The 15,096-nt window shown below is 64.6% G+C and carries 13 protein-coding genes and 1 riboswitch; of the genes, 7 read left to right on the top strand and 6 right to left on the bottom strand.

The features are described 5' to 3' along the window. Nucleotides 1-41 precede the first annotated feature (41 nt). Both MTR72_RS32325 and MTR72_RS32320 read right to left on the bottom strand, forming a co-directional pair. Nucleotides 42-284 carry a PilZ domain-containing protein gene (locus tag MTR72_RS32325; protein ID WP_280970934.1) on the bottom strand — a complete coding sequence of 81 codons (243 nt, stop codon included), beginning with the start codon at nucleotides 282-284 and terminating at the stop codon, nucleotides 42-44. A gap of 181 nt (nucleotides 285-465) precedes the next feature. Further along, nucleotides 466-930, bottom strand: a complete 465-nt coding sequence (locus MTR72_RS32320) for a PaaI family thioesterase (protein WP_280969967.1) — start codon at nucleotides 928-930, stop codon at nucleotides 466-468. Nucleotides 931-1,334: 404 nt separating this feature from the next. On the opposite strand from MTR72_RS32320, the gene MTR72_RS32315 reads away from it, so the two are divergent. Both MTR72_RS32315 and MTR72_RS32310 read left to right on the top strand, forming a co-directional pair. Beyond that, nucleotides 1,335-1,619: a hypothetical protein gene (locus MTR72_RS32315; RefSeq protein ID WP_341511814.1), complete on the top strand. Its 285-nt coding sequence runs from the start codon at nucleotides 1,335-1,337 to the stop codon at nucleotides 1,617-1,619. A 105-nt stretch (nucleotides 1,620-1,724) separates the two neighbouring features. Further along, the gene (locus MTR72_RS32310; protein ID WP_280969969.1) at nucleotides 1,725-1,979 is read left to right on the top strand and encodes a hypothetical protein; all 255 of its coding nucleotides are present in this window, start codon (nucleotides 1,725-1,727) and stop codon (nucleotides 1,977-1,979) included. Nucleotides 1,980-1,992: 13 nt separating this feature from the next. On the opposite strand, the gene MTR72_RS32305 is transcribed toward MTR72_RS32310, so the two are convergent. Then, nucleotides 1,993-2,226, bottom strand: coding sequence for a DUF6894 family protein (locus MTR72_RS32305; RefSeq protein ID WP_280969970.1), 234 nt, complete (start codon nucleotides 2,224-2,226; stop codon nucleotides 1,993-1,995). Nucleotides 2,227-2,787: 561 nt separating this feature from the next. On the opposite strand from MTR72_RS32305, the gene MTR72_RS32300 reads away from it, so the two are divergent. The 3 genes from MTR72_RS32300 (at nucleotide 2,788) to MTR72_RS32290 (ending at nucleotide 6,180) form a co-directional block, all read left to right on the top strand. Next, nucleotides 2,788-3,027 (top strand): DUF2798 domain-containing protein, encoded by a 240-nt coding sequence (locus MTR72_RS32300; protein ID WP_280969971.1) that lies wholly within the window; start codon nucleotides 2,788-2,790, stop codon nucleotides 3,025-3,027. Between the two features lie 980 nt (nucleotides 3,028-4,007). Then, on the top strand, nucleotides 4,008-5,096 hold the full coding sequence (recA, locus tag MTR72_RS32295) for a recombinase RecA (RefSeq protein WP_280969972.1): 1,089 nt from the start codon (nucleotides 4,008-4,010) through the stop codon (nucleotides 5,094-5,096). A 100-nt stretch (nucleotides 5,097-5,196) separates the two neighbouring features. After that, complete coding sequence (locus tag MTR72_RS32290) at nucleotides 5,197-6,180, top strand: DUF1835 domain-containing protein (RefSeq protein WP_341511813.1); 984 nt, start codon at nucleotides 5,197-5,199, stop codon at nucleotides 6,178-6,180. A 4-nt stretch (nucleotides 6,181-6,184) separates the two neighbouring features. Here MTR72_RS32290 and gcvP read toward each other — a convergent pair whose 3' ends face one another. Genes gcvP through gcvT form a run of 3 tightly spaced genes read right to left on the bottom strand, consistent with a single transcriptional unit; the run spans nucleotide 6,185 to nucleotide 10,594 of the window. Beyond that, on the bottom strand, nucleotides 6,185-9,052 hold the full coding sequence (gene gcvP, locus MTR72_RS32285) for an aminomethyl-transferring glycine dehydrogenase (RefSeq protein ID WP_341511812.1): 2,868 nt from the start codon (nucleotides 9,050-9,052) through the stop codon (nucleotides 6,185-6,187). A gap of 15 nt (nucleotides 9,053-9,067) precedes the next feature. Next, nucleotides 9,068-9,436 (bottom strand): glycine cleavage system protein GcvH, encoded by a 369-nt coding sequence (gcvH, locus tag MTR72_RS32280; RefSeq protein ID WP_341511811.1) that lies wholly within the window; start codon nucleotides 9,434-9,436, stop codon nucleotides 9,068-9,070. Nucleotides 9,437-9,445: 9 nt separating this feature from the next. Continuing rightward, a complete protein-coding gene (gene gcvT / locus MTR72_RS32275; RefSeq protein ID WP_341511810.1) occupies nucleotides 9,446-10,594 on the bottom strand; it encodes a glycine cleavage system aminomethyltransferase GcvT in 1,149 nt (382 codons plus the stop codon). 144 nt (nucleotides 10,595-10,738) lie between these two features. Continuing rightward, nucleotides 10,739-10,829, bottom strand: a riboswitch (glycine riboswitch). Between the two features lie 224 nt (nucleotides 10,830-11,053). Here gcvT and alaS point away from each other — a divergent pair. Both alaS and MTR72_RS32265 read left to right on the top strand, forming a co-directional pair. Continuing rightward, nucleotides 11,054-13,732: an alanine--tRNA ligase gene (alaS, locus tag MTR72_RS32270; RefSeq protein WP_341511809.1), complete on the top strand. Its 2,679-nt coding sequence runs from the start codon at nucleotides 11,054-11,056 to the stop codon at nucleotides 13,730-13,732. Between the two features lie 5 nt (nucleotides 13,733-13,737). Beyond that, complete coding sequence (locus MTR72_RS32265; RefSeq protein ID WP_341511808.1) at nucleotides 13,738-14,964, top strand: cyclic nucleotide-gated ion channel; 1,227 nt, start codon at nucleotides 13,738-13,740, stop codon at nucleotides 14,962-14,964. Nucleotides 14,965-15,096 lie beyond the last annotated feature (132 nt).

Raw genomic sequence — 15,096 nt, 5'->3', positions numbered from 1 at the left:
CTGCCTTGGGTGATGCGAACGGCCGTTCACATCGCGTTGCGTTATTGCACGAAGGCGATGCCGACACGCGTGTCGTTGCGCCATACCGGGCGGCAATTCCGCACGAAATTGTCGCGCGCGATCGATAATGTGAACGATTGCGGCAGCGTAACGAAGCCATCCAGGTCGATCGCCGCGCCGCCCGTCGACATGTTTCGCACCGTGCACGGGATTCCGCTGCCTTCAAAGGTGATCGTGCCGCCCTTGAAAACACGGTGGCGCTGCGCTGCACGCTTCTCGATCATCGCGTTCATCCACTATGACGATCGTAAAATAGTGCATAGAAATTACGTTGAAATGAATTCAACACTGGCGCTACCTGCACGGCGCTTCAGACTTCGTTTACGAAGCCGAAGCGGGGACTCTTCTCCGCTGGATTTTCAAAGCCGTTCTTTTGTCTTTTGTGGCGCGGCGCGCTGGTCATGCTCATCCAGGCAGCATCGCGAATGCGCTCGAGACCATCGCCACCGGCTTGTTGTCGGTGGCGGAGAGCAGCGTGACGCGGCCGAAACTCATGGTGCGCCCGAGCCGCACCACGCGCGCGTCCGCCAGCACGTCGGAGGATGCGATCGCGCGCATGAAATGCGTGGTCTGGTCGACTGTCGTCATCGGCCGGTAGCCGCGATTGGCGGCGAGGATGGCGATCACCATCGCGGTGTCGGCGAGCGCCATCAGCGCCTGGCCGCAGACCACGCCGCCGTGCCGGCACAGGCGTTCCGAAAAGGTCATGCGCAGGGTTGCGCCCGGTTGCCAGTCCGGCACGTCGGCCGGCGCGATGTGGTCGATGTGCTCGACGGAGAGGCCGAGATCCTGGACCCATGGGGCAAAGACCTCGCCGAGCACGCGTCTGGCTTCAGTGATGCCGAACTCCGCTTCGGGCTGCGATTGCATTGCTGTCGTTTCCTCATCTGTTGCCGGTTGTTTCAGCCATTCTGCCCGGATTGGCGCGGCAAAGTCACCCGGGCCGCCGGCGGTCCAGCGGCTTGAAAATGCCCGACTTCACCTTCTAAAATACCGTGCTTGGCAGTGGGTGGACGATGTTGCGTCGATTTGTCTTGGTGTTTTGCCTGGCCGCGCTTGGGCTCGCTTTGAACGGGTGCACCAAATGCGGCCCGATCTGGGACGATTGGCTGCATTCCCCGAAGTCGTGCAGATCGGACCGGCTCTGACGGTTCGTGCGGCCTGCGCGGCGCCCAAGGACTCGTGATGAAGGCCCGTGATAAGGACCGCGGCAACGCTGCGGCAGGAATGATGAGGCGCGGTGATCTGCGCTCTCGATGATCAAGGAGTGAATGATGAAGGTTTTCCGTATGGCGGCGCTACTGGCTGTGCTGGCAGGGCCGGCCTACGCGCAAGCGCCCCATATCAATCTGCTGCAGGACGGCCCCAGCAAGACCGAGGATGAAAAGGCTGCCGATGCCGAGCGCGAGCGGGCCTACAAGGACACGCTGAAGAAGATCCCCGACGCCAAGACGGCCAACGATCCCTGGGGCGGGATGCGTTCCGATCCGCCGAAGCCGGCCGCACCGAAGGCCGCGACCTCGACCAAGAAGACCAAGACCGGCACCGCCGCCAACTGACCGAACCCAGCCGGGAGGGCCGCGATGATGCGGCTCCCGGCGGGACTCCCCTTCGTCAGCCCCCTCCCTACATCTTTGCCAAGGGTTGCGTCGAGGAGGTGAGACATGGCCGATCGTCCGCGGGATCTCGCCGAGCGGATGGCGCGCCGGCGCAGGGCGGCGGTCCGGTCGGCCGAAGTCGCGGGCGACGGCTATCTGCGCGAGACCTTCACTCTGCCGCGCGAGGCCGCACGCGCGCGAGCACGGGCCTTCTTCGCCCGATACCCCAAGGCCGGCTATATGAGCGAAGTCGAGACCTGGCGCGAGCTGCCCGGCGGCGACATCGAATTCACCATGCGGCGGCTGCCCAGCGCCGACTAAGGCGTGGATCGCTTTAGTCGAAGGATTCGGCGACGATGCGGATGCGGAACACGGGCTCCTTGGATTCGTCCAGAAGCTCCATGTGCCACTCCGAGTTTTCGCGGAGCTTGCGAGCGATGCCGGATGCCATGTCGGCGCAAACGCTGGTCATCTCCTTCCAGGCTGCATCGCGATTAGCGAATTCCGTTGCTTGGTCCGCGCAGCCGGAATAGCGGCCGTTCCGGATTCGAAAGAAATATTGTGGCATGGCTGACACCGATCGCGTAAGGCTGCGCCCCCCGGGGCCATGAGGCGGCCAGTGCAATCCCAAACCGCAGGCAGATCAATTCCGGACCTCTACGGAATTGGCCCCCGCCGCGGCAGCCCGGACTGGCGGCCCGGAGCAAGCCAACATATTGCCGAGCAACGGGCACTTGGAGGCCGTCGCAATATTCCGCGGACAAGCCAAGCTTGCCGTCAAGTCGTGGAAAGTCCACGGCAATCTTGAAAGCGCGCTCCGGAACAAACGCGATCTGATTTCGAGGAAGCTCTGCGGTCAGGATGACTGACACAGGAACTCTGTTCATGGCCGGAGAACCACGGGCTATTCGATTGAGGTTCACGGAAAATTAGCCATATGGCGCACGTCTTCGCGGCGAGGACCATCGCGCTTGAGGAGTCACGTGAGCACGTCGCTGAACGAGCGGCCGCGGAATCGGGACGGCGACCTCGCGCGGTGGGCATTCGGAAGGATCGAATCGGCGTCGCGACGGATCGACGGCACGTGCCTTGCTTTGCCTGACGACGGTGCACAGCGAGGGCACGCGTCATGCTCGGCATTCCCCGACGCTTCAGTCATTTCGTCTTCGGCGTCATCCAGTCCGGTCTCACGTCGCTGATCGCCGCGGGCATTGCCAGCTTTCCGGCCGCAGAAGCGATGCTGTTCGTCAAGCACTGGCTGCTCTCGTGGATGGTCGCCTGGGCCGCGATGCTGCCCATCGTGCTGCTGGCGGCGCCGGCGATCCGCTCGTTCGCGCTGCGGCTCACGCGCGAGGAGGGGAACGCATGATTTGGCCGCAGCGGTCGAAAAAACCCCGCCAGGGGAGAGCCGGGCGGGGCAAAGGTTATTGGAGGCTGAGGTGCTGGGCTGCAACACCATAGCCACGTCACCCTAGCCGGTTCAGCTTACGGCAGCCTGACATGCCGACGGTCAGAATCAGGATCGGCGGCCGCCGCATCGTCGCTAGTGGACACCAAACAGAAAACCCCGCTCAGGGTAGCGCGGGGTCGACTGGGTATGGAGGCTCGATGTTGGTCCACCGGGCAGGATCACGCTAGAAGAGTCGGCTTACAGGCGCCTTACGGCTCGCAACCATAGCCGCGCCAGAGCGGCCGTATACTGCCTCGCGCCGGTCCCAATTTGGACACCCGATCGCAGAACTAGGGACACACAAGTCGGTGACATTCTGAATCGTTCGGCAAGGCCATGGGGGAAACGTGGCGTGCCGATATTGGGGTGGCATCATGGATAACGTAGAGCGGTCTTTCGCCGCCGCGACGGCGGCTGGCTTTGTGGTGCTGGTCGTCGGCATCATCCTGTTGGCGCTGATGTAGGCGACAGGCGCGACTTGGGGGCGGGCGGCGCGTGGCTCGCCTGATTGAAAGACTACCAGTGGCGCGAAGGATGAGTGAAAGAGCGAAACTAGCTAAGGTGCGCCGGGTTCGAGGAATTTTACCCGTCAGGAGCGGTCACGTCGTGGTCTGTGGCAATTGGAGGGGTGTTCACCCCTACTTTGCATGGGGTTGTTTTCCATAATTTTCGCGATGGCGAGGAGACCCGCCAATCGAAGCGGGCTTCACACGGGGTAGGTCGTCCGTAGGCACCGGCCTTGCCGAGCCTAGCTCATTCGCATTAAGGCATTCGAGGTACTACCCGCAAAAGAACATATTGCGAACCTAGAACAAATGGGGTACATTGCTCTTATCGCCGGCCCGCTTCGCCAACCGTTTGTCCATCTCGCGAATCCCCGCCATAAGGAGCACGACCCAATGTCCGCTACTGCCCTGCGTATCGTCGAAGGATCTTCCATGGACAAGAGTAAAGCCCTGGCCGCCGCGCTGTCCCAGATCGAGCGCCAATTCGGCAAGGGTTCGGTGATGAAGCTCGGCAAGAGCGACCGTTCGATGGACATCGAGGCGGTGTCCTCCGGCTCGCTCGGGCTCGATATCGCGCTCGGTATCGGCGGCCTGCCCAAGGGGCGCATCGTTGAGATTTACGGGCCGGAATCCTCGGGCAAGACGACCCTGGCGCTTCATACGGTCGCGGAGGCGCAAAAGAAGGGCGGCATCTGCGCCTTCATCGACGCCGAGCATGCGCTCGACCCGGTCTATGCCCGAAAGCTTGGCGTCAATATCGACGAGCTCCTGATCTCCCAGCCCGACACCGGCGAGCAGGCGCTGGAGATCTGCGACACGTTGGTGCGTTCGGGCGCGGTGGACGTGCTGGTGGTCGATTCGGTTGCGGCGCTGGTGCCGAAGGCCGAGCTCGAAGGCGAGATGGGGGATGCGCTGCCGGGTCTCCAGGCCCGTCTGATGAGCCAGGCGCTGCGCAAGCTGACGGCCTCCATCAACAAGTCCAACACCATGGTGATCTTCATCAACCAGATCCGCATGAAGATCGGCGTGATGTACGGTTCGCCGGAGACCACGACAGGGGGCAATGCGCTGAAGTTCTACGCCTCCGTCCGTCTCGACATCCGCCGCATCGGTGCGATCAAGGAGCGTGACGAGGTCGTCGGCAACACCACGCGCGTGAAGGTGGTGAAGAACAAGCTGGCGCCGCCGTTCAAGCAGGTCGAATTCGACATCATGTACGGCGAGGGCGTCTCCAAGATGGGCGAAATCCTCGATCTCGGCGTCAAAGCTGGCATCGTCGAAAAGTCCGGCGCCTGGTTCTCCTATGACAGCCAGCGCCTCGGCCAGGGTCGCGAGAACTCGAAAGCGTTCCTGAAGGCCAATCCCGACATCACCGCCAAGATCGAGACCTCGATCCGTCAGAACTCCGGCCTGATCGCCGAGCAGATCTTGGCCGGCGCCCCGGAGCGTGATGCCGACGGCGAAGAGCCGACCGAGGAGTAAGCGTCACCGAAGTAGAATTTTCGCGAGGAGCGGGCGCTGAGGACGTTGAGTTGCCGACGTCTTCGGCGCCCGTTTCGTTTTGTGTGGGGTGCTGGGGCAAATGAAGCGTGTAATCCTAACCAGTTCGTCCGGCCTTTGCCTTATCCCTGCGAACCGCGCGGATGTGGTTGTTTCCCTCATCTTCCGGTTTGTCTGGGGACCATTGCCCTCACAGGATCACTTGGCCGGCCATCTCGCCTCACGCTCGCCCTATCTCGAAACCCACTGGTCGCAGTTCATCCGTGGGTCTTCGCGGGTCAGCCGCCTGCGCAAGAATCGGGCGTTGGTTCACTTCTGTGAGAACTTCGACGTTGTCGAGTTGTGGTTCGATCGGAATCCGAATGATCAATTGCAACTGATTTGGATCCTCGAATACCTGCGTTCTGATCCCGCCACCGCCTCGCGTTTGCGGTTGTGCCTGCCTGATATCGATCTGGCCGGATCGGACAGTCAAGGGCTTTGCACCCGTGCTGTGCGAGATGTCGACGTCACGGAAGACGAGCTTGAGACCGCAAGCATGGCCTGGGAGGCCTACCGAGCACCCACGCCTGAGGCCTGCTTCTATTTATCGGGGAGGAAGCTGAGCGCCCTGCCGCTGCTAAGCCCGACCTTGAGCGAACTGCTTGCAGAACTGCCGTCGTCGACGACGGGACTTGGCGCTACGGAAATGCGATTTCTCAAGCTGATTGCGAGCGGGTGTACCCGCACGAGGCGGCTGTTTGAACTGCGGGGACCCGCCGACGTACATGTATTCGATCAATGGGAATCGGAGGCGTTGCTCGAAGAGCTCGCGTTCGGTCCGATGCCGGCGGTCGCCGGTCTGGATGAGGAACTGGCTACACTTACCCCCGACCACGCGAGACATCGTTACGCCGCCTATCGCCGGAGCCGGCTGGCGCTGACGGAATTCGGCAAAGCGGTCCTTGCGGGTCGGGAAGATTTCCGCCGCCACAATCCGATCAAGCGCTGGTGGGGCGGCACCCTTCTGACCAACGAACGGCTCTGGCGCTGGGATGCACAAAGCGGCTCGCTGGTGGCACCGTGACGGCTTACTCCGCCGCCTGCGCGTAGTCGCTCACCGGCGGGCAGGAGCACACGAGGTTACGATCACCATAGACGTTGTCGACGCGGCCCACCGGGCACCAGTATTTGTCGGTGCGCGAGGTGCCGGCGGGGAAGCAGCCCTCAGCGCGGGTGTAGGCGCGCGTCCAATTGTCGTCGGCGATGTCGTGCACCGTGTGCGGCGCAAGGCGCAGCGGCGATGCCTCGATCTTGAAGCGGCCGGCCTCGACCTCGGCGATCTCCTTGCGGATCGCGATCATCGCATCGCAGAAGCGATCCAGCTCCGCTTTCGATTCCGACTCGGTCGGCTCGATCATCAGCGTGCCCGGCACCGGGAAGCTCATGGTCGGGGCGTGGAAGCCGTAGTCGATCAGCCGTTTTGCGATGTCGTCGACGGTGACGCCGGACGTATTCTTCAGCGGCCGCGGGTCGACGATACACTCATGCGCGACCCGACCCCTGGCATTCTTGTAGAGCACCGGGAAGTGCGGCGCGAGCCGTGCCGCGACGTAGTTTGCGTTGAGGATCGCGATCTCGGTCGCACGCTTCAAGCCTTCACCACCCATCATCAGGATGTAGATGTAGGAGATGGTCAGGATCGAGGCCGAGCCGAACGGCGCGGCCGAGACCGGACCGGTCGGCGCGTCGGCGTTCGTCGCAGGATGGCCGGGCAGGAACGGCGCGAGATGCGCCTTGACGCCGATCGGGCCCATGCCCGGGCCGCCGCCGCCATGCGGGATGCAGAAGGTCTTGTGCAGGTTGAGATGGCTGACATCGGCGCCGTAGTCGCCCGGCCGCGACAGGCCGACCTGCGCATTGAGGTTGGCGCCGTCGAGATAGACCTGGCCGCCATGGCCGTGGACGATGTCGCAGATCTCGCGGATGTGCTCCTCGAACACGCCGTGCGTCGAGGGATAGGTGATCATGACAGCGGCGAGATCGTTCGAATGTTTCTCCGCTTTGGCGCGGAGATCGTTGACGTCGACGTCGCCGTTCTTCTCGCAGGCGACCACCACCACCTCCATGCCGACCATCGCCGCGGAGGCCGGGTTGGTGCCGTGAGCGGAGGAGGGAATCAGGCAGACCTTGCGGTGGCTCTCTCCGCGCGAGGTGTGATAGCCGCGGATCGCGAGCAGGCCGGCATATTCGCCCTGTGCCCCCGAATTCGGCTGCAGCGAGATCGCGTCATAGCCGGTGATGTCGCACAGCCACTTTTCCAGCCGCGCAAACAGCGCGTGATAGCCCTGTGCCTGCTCGCGCGGCGCGAAGGGATGCAGGGAGCCGAACTCCGGCCAAGTCAGCGGCATCATCTCGGTGGTCGCGTTCAGCTTCATCGTGCAGGAGCCGAGCGGGATCATCGCGCGGTCGAGCGCGAGGTCGCGATCGCTGAGCTTGCGCATGTAGCGCAGCATCTCGGTCTCCGAGCGATGCGCGTGGAACACCGGATGGGTGAGGAAGCCGGTCGTTCGCCTCAAGGCGTCCGGCAGCGCTTCGCGCGTCGCTGCGTCGATCTCGGCATAGGACAAGGTGCCGCCGAAGGCGCGCCAGACAGCTTCGACGGTGGCGGGCGTGGTGGTCTCGTCCAGCGCGATGCGCAAGGCCGCGCCACCGAGGCCGAGATTGATCTTTTCGGCGACGGCGCGGGCGACGATCGCGTCGCGCTGCGGGCCGGCATCCACCGTCACCGTGTCGAAGAAGGATTCGGACTGTGGCGCGAAGCCGAGCTTGCGCAGGCCGGTCGCCAGCACCGCGGTGCGGCGATGCGCGGTACGCGCGATCTGCGTCAAGCCTTCGGGGCCGTGATAGACCGCATACATCGACGCGATCACGGCGAGCAGCACCTGCGCGGTGCAGATGTTGGAGGTCGCCTTCTCGCGGCGGATGTGCTGCTCGCGGGTCTGCAACGCGAGGCGGTAGGCCGGCGCGCCGCGCGAGTCCACGGAAAGCCCGACGATGCGGCCGGGCAGCGAGCGCTTCAGCGCATCGCGCACCGCCATGTAGGCCGCATGCGGTCCGCCATAGCCCATCGGCACGCCGAAGCGCTGCGCCGAGCCGATCGCGATGTCGGCGCCGAGTTCGCCGGGTGAGGCGAGCAGCGTCAGTGCCAGCAGATCGGCGGCAACGATCGCGAGTGCGCCCTTGGCGCGCAGTGTCGCAATCGCGGGCCGCAGGTCGCGCACCGCGCCCGAACTGCCCGGATACTGCAGCAGCGCACCAAGCACGTCTGCCTTGTCGAGATCAGCGAGGGGATCGCCGACGATCAGGGTCCAGCCCAAGGGTTCTGCGCGGGTGCGCATCACTGCAAGCGTCTGCGGATGCACGTCCTTGTCGACGAAGAAGGCCTTCGCCTTCACCTGCGAGTGCCGCTCGGCGAGCGCCATGGCTTCCGCCGCCGCGGTCGCCTCGTCGAGCAGCGAGGCATTGGCGACGTCAAGCCCGGTGAGGTCGCAGATCATGGTCTGGAAGTTGAACAGCGCCTCCAGACGGCCCTGGCTGATCTCGGGCTGGTAGGGCGTGTAGGCGGTGTACCAGGCGGGGTTCTCCAGGATGTTGCGCTGGATGACCGCGGGCAGGACCGTGCCGGAATAGCCCTGGCCGATCAGCGAGGTGAACACCTGGTTCTGCGCGGCGAGCTCGCCCATATGCGCGATCGCTTCGGTCTCGCTCAAGGGCTTGCCGAGATCGAGCGGGGCAATCTGCCGGATCGAGGCGGGCAGCGTCTCCGCCATCAGCGCGTCGACGCTTTTGGCGCCGACGGTGTCCAGCATCGCGGCGACATCGTACGCCGACGGGCCGATATGGCGGCGGACGAAGGTGGCGGCGATCTCGCCGATGGACTTGCGGTGCGCGGTCATCGCTTGCTCCATCGCTTAAGCCGTGTGCGCCTTGTAGGCGGCTTCATCCATGAGGCCGCCGAGCTCGCTCTTGTCGGCAATCTTGATCTTGAAGAACCAGGCCTGACCCTGCGCGTCCGAGTTGACCAGCGCCGGCTCGCTGGCGAGGGCCTCGTTGATCTCGATCACCTCGCCCGATATCGGCGCGTAGACGTCGGAGGCGGCCTTCACGGACTCTACGACTGCCGCGGCTTCAGTCTTCTTGAGCGTGCGGCCGATCTTAGGCAGTTCGACGAACACGACGTCGCCGAGTTGCTCCTGTGCATAGTTGGTGATGCCGACGGTGGCGACATCGCCGTCGATGGCCAGCCATTCATGGTCAGAGGTGTACAGCATCGTGGTCATTCTCGATCCTCAGCGTTTGTAGGTGTTCTTCACGAAAGGCATGGCGGCGACTTGCATGGCTAAGCGCTGGCCGCGCACCTCGGCGAAAAGCTGCGTGCCGAGCGCGCTCTGCGCGGTGGGCACGTAGCCCATCGCCACTGGCGCATTCAGGCTCGGGCCGAAGCCGCCCGAGGTGACCCTTCCGATCGGCTCGTTCGATGTCACGTCCGCAAACAGCAGCGCGCCCTCGCGCACCGGCGCGCGGCCCTCAGTGCGCAGGCCGACGCGGCGGCGGTTCGCGCCCTGGTCGAAATGGGCGAGGATCTTTGCAGCACCGGGAAAACCGCCGGCGCGGGCGCCGCCGGTGCGGCGGCTCTTCTGCACCGACCATTCCAGTGCGGCCTCGACCGGCGTGGTCGTGGCGTCGATGTCATGGCCGTAGAGGCAGAGCCCGGCCTCGAGCCGCAGGCTATCGCGGGCGCCGAGCCCGATCGGCAGCACATCGGAATTGTCGAGCAGAGTTTTGGCAAGCCGCTCGGCATCGCCGCCGGGAACCGAGATCTCGAACCCGTCCTCGCCGGTGTAGCCTGAACGCGAGACGAAGCAGTCGAGGCCATCGACCTTGCGCGGCCCTGCATCCATGAACTTCATGGAAGGCGCCTCTGCACAAAGTTTCGCCAGCGCAGCTTCCGCCTTCGGGCCCTGCAGGGCGATCAGCGCGCGCTGGCTAAGCGAATCGATGATGCAGTCGTCCGAGAGGTGCGCGCGCAGATGCGCCTCGTCCTCAGCCTTGCAGGCGGCGTTGACGACCAGGAACAGGTGATCGCCGAAATTGGCGACCATCAGATCGTCTAGGATGCCGCCGTCCGGATTGGTGAATTGGGCGTAGCGCTGTCGGCCCGGGGCGAGCGCCACGATGTCCTGCGGTACCAGCTTTTCCAGCGCCTTTGCCGCATCCTCGACCTTGCCGGATTTCGGTCGTAGTGCGATTTGGCCCATGTGAGACACGTCGAACAAGCCGGCGGAAGCTCGGGTATGGAGGTGTTCCTTCAGGACGCCTGCGGGGTACTGCACCGGCATTTCATAGCCCGCAAACGGCACCATCTTGCCGCCGAGGGACACGTGCAGCCCGTAGAGGGGGGTACGTCTGAGGGAGTTTTGGTCTTCGCGCGCTAGCATCACAGGGGCCCTCGCGGTTCCCGGGGACGATTCCCCGATGGAAACCAGTCGAAGCCCCATCTGTCGCTGTGCCTGAGAGTATTATCCCGTCGGCGGGTGCCACCCGGGCTTCAAGCCCGTCGGCGCCTCTTTCCAGATGCTGTCAAAGCCACGCGGTCCTTTTGCCTGAGAGTTTCCGGGGCGGTTGCTCCTTCGGCGCCGGCTACCAAAAGCCGGTCTCTCCCGACGTGGCCGTACGATACAGGTAGGTACAGAACACGGCACGGCCAAGGCTGTCAACGCGTCCAGAACGCCTATCAACGGTCGATTGCGCGCCTGCGGCAACCCTCTGATCTGCCTGCACAGTTTCTGGACAGTGAAGCTGGCCTTGTCTAAAAGCGCATTCGCCCGCAGATATCAGCCTAAATCTTCCGGTTTGGATGGCGTGAAGCGGGTCCAAGCATACCCGATTGGATGAACATGAGCGGCGTTAACGAGATCAGATCGACCTTTCTGAACTTCTTTGCCAAGAACGGCCACGAGATCGTGCCGTCCTCGCCATTGGTGCCGCGCAACGACCCGACGTTGATGTTCACCAATGCCGGCATGGTGCAGTTCAAGAACGTCTTCACCGGCATGGAGAAGCGGCCCTATCAGCGCGCCACCACCTCGCAGAAATGCGTGCGCGCCGGCGGCAAGCACAATGACCTCGACAATGTCGGCTACACCGCGCGCCATCTCACCTTCTTCGAGATGCTCGGCAACTTCTCCTTCGGCGACTATTTCAAGGAGCGCGCGATCGAGCTCGCCTGGAATCTGATCACGAAGGATTTCGGGCTGAAGAAGGACAAGCTGCTTGTCACCGTCTATCACACCGACGACGAGGCGGCCGGCTATTGGAAGAAGATCGCGGGCTTCTCCGATGACCGCATCATCCGCATCCCGACCTCGGACAATTTCTGGGCGATGGGCGATACGGGGCCGTGCGGTCCGTGCTCGGAGATCTTCATCGACCGCGGCGAGCACATCTGGGGCGGCCCTCCGGGCAGCCCGGAAGAGGACGGCGATCGCTTCCTCGAATTCTGGAATCTCGTCTTCATGCAGTTCGAGCAGGTGACGAAGGAGGAGCGCGTACCGCTGCCGCGTCCCTCGATCGACACCGGCATGGGGCTCGAGCGCATGGCCTGCATCCTGCAGGGCGTCGAGAGCGTCTTCGAGACCGATCTTTTCCGCAACCTGATCGATGCGACGGCGTCCGCGCTTGGCAGCGGACCGAACGAGCAGACCGTCGCCTCGTTCCGCGTCATCGCCGACCACTTACGCTCCTCGGCCTTCCTCGTCTCTGATGGCGTGCTGCCCTCGAACGAGGGCCGCGGCTATGTGCTGCGCCGGATCATGCGCCGCGCGATGCGACATGCGCAGCTCCTGGGCGCGAAAGAGCCGCTGATGCATCGCCTGGTCTGGGCGCTGGTCCGCGAGATGGGCCAGGCCTATCCGGAGCTGGTGCGCGCGGAGAAGCTGATCGAGGAAACGCTCCGGCTGGAAGAGACCCGCTTCCGCAAGACGCTGGTGCGCGGCCTTGCCATCCTCGACGAGAAGTCGGCCTCCTTGCAGAAGGGCGACATGTTCGACGGCGACGTCGCCTTCACCCTCTACGACACCTATGGCTTCCCGCTCGATTTGACGCAGGACGCGCTGAAGTCGCGCGGCATCGGCGTCGATCAAGCTGCCTTCTCTGACGCGATGGAGCGTCAGCGCGAGAAGGCGCGCGCGTCGTGGGCGGGCTCTGGCGAGGCGGCCAGCGAAGCGATCTGGTTCCCGCTGCGCGAACGGCTCGGAGCGACCGAATTCCTGGGATACGAGACCGAGAGTGCCGAGGGCGTTGTCGCGGCGCTGGTCAAGGACGGCAAGGAAACCGACAGCCTCAAGGCCGGCGAGACCGGCTCGATCGTGCTCAATCAGACGCCGTTCTATGCGGAGTCCGGCGGCCAGGTCGGCGATACCGGCGTGATGGTCGGCGAGGGCGGGATCAAATTCCGCGTCACCGAGACCCAGAAGAAGGTCGGCGATCTCTTCGTTCATACCGGCACGCTGGAGCAGGGTGCCTTGAAGATCGGCACTGCGCTGCAGCTCGACGTCGATCACGTGCGACGCTCCTCGATCCGCGCCAACCACTCGGCGACGCATCTTCTCCACGAGGCGCTGCGCCAGGTGCTCGGCGACCACATCGCCCAGCGCGGCTCGCTGGTCGCGCCCGACCGCCTGCGCTTCGACTTCGTGCATCCGAAGCCGATCACGGCGGAGGAGCTTGCTCGCGTCGAGGACATCGCCAACGATGTGGTGCTGGAAAATGACGAGGTCACGACCCGCATCATGGGCGTCGACGAGGCCCGCGAGGCCGGCGCCCGCGCGCTGTTCGGTGAGAAATATGGCGACGAGGTTCGCGTCGTCTCGATGGGCAAGACCGCGCGCGAGCACGGCGCCAACGCGCTCGGCTGGTCGGTCGAGCTTTGCGGCGGCACCCACGTCAGGCGCACCGGCGATATCGGCCTGATCACGCTGACAAGCGAGAGCGCGGTTGCGTCCGGCGTCCGCCGCATCGAGGCGCTCACGGGGCGTTTCGCGCGCAAGCACGCCAACGACACCATCTCGCTGGCGAAGACCGCGGCGGCCGAGTTGCGCACCTCGATCGAGGACGTCCCGGCGCGCATCACCGCGCTGATGGACGAGCGCAAGAAGCTCGAGCGCGAGCTCTCGGACGCGCGCAAGAAGCTCGCGATGGGCGGCGGCGCGTCCGCCGGCAACGGCGCGGCAGCGGGCGTGCGCGAGGTCGGCGACGTCAAGCTGATGGCGCGCGCGGTCGAGGGCATCGAGATGAAGGATCTCAAGAGCCTCGCCGACGACGGCAAGAAGCAGATCGGCTCCGGCGTGGTCGCGATCGTCGGCGTCACCGAGGACGGCAAGGCTGGCGTGGTGGTCGGCGTTACGCCCGATCTCACCTCGCGATTCAATGCCGTCAACCTGGTTCGCATCGCCTCCGAAGCGCTCGGCGGCAAGGGCGGCGGCGGCCGGCCCGACATGGCTCAGGCCGGCGGTCCGGACGGCGCCAATGCGGCGGCGGCGCTCTCGGCGATCGAAAAAGCCATGGTCGGCGCGTAGGCGCCGTGCGCCTCGTTCCGCGAGGACGTGGGCTTCGCGATCCCAATTTGAGGGATCGCCTCTACGAATTGCTGGAACATGATCCGTTGGCCTATTCGGCCGGGTCGCGCTTCATCCAGCTCATCATCGGCGTCATCGTGCTCGACGTGATCGCGATGACGCTCGCCTCGGTGCCGGACCTGGACGCGCAGTTCGGTCTGCTGTTTTCGGCGATTGCCATCCTGTGCGTGATCGCGTTCGCGCTGGAGTTTGCCGCGCGGCTATGGACCGTGGTGGGCCATACGCCGCACACGGGCTCGGCGCTCGCGGACCGGCTCGGCTACGTCTTCTCCGCACTCGGCATCATCGACCTCATGGCGTTCCTCCCCGCCGCAATCGTGCTGGCGACGGGGCGGCACGCGACGCTGGCCGCGCTCGGCGTGCTGCCGTTCTTCAAGCTGATCCGCTATTCGCCGGCGATGCGCTCGCTGCTTGCCGCTGTGCACGCCGAACGGCGGGCGCTGATCGGGTGCATCGTCATCCTGTTCGGTGTGGTGCTCACCTTCGCTTCGCTGCTCTATGCCATCGAGCGCGACGTGCAGCCGGACAAGCTCGGCACCATCCCGCAGGCGATGTGGTGGGCGATCGTGACGCTCGGCACCGTCGGCTATGGCGACGTCGTGCCGGTGACGCCGCTCGGCAAATTCGTCTCCGTGTTCGCCATCATCAGCGGCTTTGCCATGATCGCGCTGCCGGTCGCGATCATCTCCACCGCCTTTGCCGAAGAGGTGAAGCGGCGCGACTTCGTCGTCACCTGGGGCATGCTGGCGCGGGTGCCGCTGTTCTCGCATCTGTCTGCAGCGGAGATCGCCGACATCATGCGGCTCTTGCGGGCGCGCACCATCGAGCAGGGCGAGATCCTGGTCCGGCGGGGCGATGCCGCCACGTCGATGTATTTCATCACCGCCGGCGAGGTCGAGATCGAGCTGCCGAGCCAGCACGTGCGCCTTGCCGACGGCACCTTCTTCGGCGAGATCGCGCTGCTGCACAAAACCAAGCGCAGCGGCACGGTGACCGCGACGCGCAAGACCCGTCTGCTCGTGCTTGACGCCCAGGACTTTCATGCACTGATCGAACGCATGCCGACACTGGCCGCCCACGTCCGCAAGACCGCCGAGGCGCGGTTGGGGGAGACGGGCGATCTCGCGATGGCCGAGCTGGCGCAGGCGGAGCGCGAGGGCTCCGACCGATGATGCTGCGGCTACATCAACCCTTGCGCAGGAAGATGTACTGGGCCGAGTAGGGCGCGCTCCCGAACTCGCCGGTCCTCTCGCATGCGCCGTCGAGCTTGCCGAGCAAAGGTCTCGTCATTGCGGGGAGTCTTT

It is taken from the genome of Bradyrhizobium sp. ISRA442, from assembly GCF_038085055.1.
In the GTDB taxonomy this organism is placed as follows: Bacteria; Pseudomonadota; Alphaproteobacteria; order Rhizobiales; family Xanthobacteraceae; genus Bradyrhizobium.
The sequence above is the reverse complement of the archived record's forward strand: the minus strand, read 5'-3'. Positions and strand labels throughout refer to the sequence as shown.

What these genes read in the sequence shown, in the direction of transcription:
- MTR72_RS32325 (WP_280970934.1), bottom strand. Translation starts at nt 284, where the DNA reads ATGATCGAGAAGCGTGCAGCGCAGCGCCACCGTGTTTTCAAGGGCGGC.
- MTR72_RS32320 (WP_280969967.1), bottom strand. Translation starts at nt 930, where the DNA reads ATGCAATCGCAGCCCGAAGCGGAGTTCGGCATCACTGAAGCCAGACGC.
- MTR72_RS32315 (WP_341511814.1), top strand. Translation starts at nt 1,335, where the DNA reads ATGAAGGTTTTCCGTATGGCGGCGCTACTGGCTGTGCTGGCAGGGCCG.
- MTR72_RS32310 (WP_280969969.1), top strand. Translation starts at nt 1,725, where the DNA reads ATGGCCGATCGTCCGCGGGATCTCGCCGAGCGGATGGCGCGCCGGCGC.
- MTR72_RS32305 (WP_280969970.1), bottom strand. Translation starts at nt 2,226, where the DNA reads ATGCCACAATATTTCTTTCGAATCCGGAACGGCCGCTATTCCGGCTGC.
- MTR72_RS32300 (WP_280969971.1), top strand. Translation starts at nt 2,788, where the DNA reads ATGCTCGGCATTCCCCGACGCTTCAGTCATTTCGTCTTCGGCGTCATC.
- recA (WP_280969972.1), top strand. Translation starts at nt 4,008, where the DNA reads ATGTCCGCTACTGCCCTGCGTATCGTCGAAGGATCTTCCATGGACAAG.
- MTR72_RS32290 (WP_341511813.1), top strand. Translation starts at nt 5,197, where the DNA reads ATGAAGCGTGTAATCCTAACCAGTTCGTCCGGCCTTTGCCTTATCCCT.
- gcvP (WP_341511812.1), bottom strand. Translation starts at nt 9,052, where the DNA reads ATGACCGCGCACCGCAAGTCCATCGGCGAGATCGCCGCCACCTTCGTC.
- gcvH (WP_341511811.1), bottom strand. Translation starts at nt 9,436, where the DNA reads ATGACCACGATGCTGTACACCTCTGACCATGAATGGCTGGCCATCGAC.
- gcvT (WP_341511810.1), bottom strand. Translation starts at nt 10,594, where the DNA reads ATGCTAGCGCGCGAAGACCAAAACTCCCTCAGACGTACCCCCCTCTAC.
- alaS (WP_341511809.1), top strand. Translation starts at nt 11,054, where the DNA reads ATGAGCGGCGTTAACGAGATCAGATCGACCTTTCTGAACTTCTTTGCC.